Source organism: Pelomicrobium sp. G1 (assembly GCF_051905455.1).
Taxonomy (GTDB): Bacteria; Pseudomonadota; Gammaproteobacteria; order Burkholderiales; family UBA6910; genus Pelomicrobium.
Genome location: NZ_JBQACR010000008.1, coordinates 164876 through 165945, shown reverse-complemented (window position 1 = coordinate 165945; position 1070 = coordinate 164876). Strand labels below are relative to the sequence as shown.

General features: G+C 65.6%; 1 protein-coding gene. It reads right to left on the bottom strand.

The genetic code is table 11. The features are described 5' to 3' along the window. Nucleotides 1–74: 74 nt before the first annotated feature. Nucleotides 75–959, bottom strand: a complete 885-nt coding sequence (gene sucD, locus ACTFO6_RS09855) for a succinate--CoA ligase subunit alpha (protein ID WP_439934283.1) — start codon at nt 957–959, stop codon at nt 75–77. Nucleotides 960–1070: the final 111 nt, after the last annotated feature.

Here is a 1070-nt window from a genome sequence, read left to right as displayed (position 1 = left end):
GGCAACGTTCTCCTCCATTAGGGAGCTTTTGGTCTCGGCCCACGGGCTTCGCCCGTGACCCTCGCCCAGCTCGCTCACTTGAGCACCGACCTGGCCAGCTTGCCCATCTCGGCGGGGTTGCGCGTCACCTTGATGCCGCACTCCTCCATCACCGCGATCTTTTCGGCGGCGGTGCCCTTGCCGCCGGAGATGATGGCGCCCGCGTGTCCCATGCGCTTGCCGGGCGGCGCAGTTACCCCGGCGATGAAGCCCACCACCGGCTTCTTCATGTTTTCTTTCACCCACAAGGCGGCGGTCTCCTCGTCCGAGCCGCCGATCTCGCCCACCATGATCACCGCCTCGGTGGCGGGGTCCTCATTGAACATCTTGAGCACGTCCACGTGCTTCAAGCCGTTGACCGGGTCGCCCCCGATGCCGACGCAGGTGGACTGGCCTAGCCCGAGCTCCATGAGCTGGGCGACCGCCTCGTAGGTAAGCGTCCCGGAGCGGGACACCACCCCCACCGGGCCCTTCCTGTGGATGTGGCCGGGCATGATGCCGATCTTGATCTCGTCCGGCGTGATGACTCCCGGGCAGTTGGGGCCCACCAGCAGGGTCTTGCGGTTCTGCTTGCGCATGCGGTCCCGCACCACGATCATGTCGCGCACCGGGATGCCTTCGGTGATGCAGATCGCCAGATCCAGGTCGGCCTCCACCGCCTCCCAGATCGCCTCCGCCGCGCCCGCCGGGGGCACGTAGATGACCGAAGCGGTCGCCCCGGTCTCGGCTTTGGCCTCCTTGACCGTGGCGAAAATGGGGATACCCTCGAAATTCTCGCCCGCCCGCTTCGGGTTCACCCCGGCGACGAAGCAGTTCCGGCCGTTGGCGTACTCCCGGCACATCTTGGTGTGGAACTGGCCGGTTTTGCCGGTGATGCCCTGGGTGATGACCCGGGTATTCTTGTCGATCAGGATGCTCATTTCGCTATTTCCCCATTCTCAAGCGCGGCCAGCGGCCGCTTTCCCTCTTTTGGTGTCGGCCGCTCGACTCCGTCTCGCTTAACGCTCGCTACGCTCACGTTAGCCTCCCCC

Coding starts and splice junctions, on each gene's coding strand:
- sucD (WP_439934283.1), bottom strand. CDS start 959: ATGAGCATCCTGATCGACAAGAATACCCGGGTCATCACCCAGGGCATC.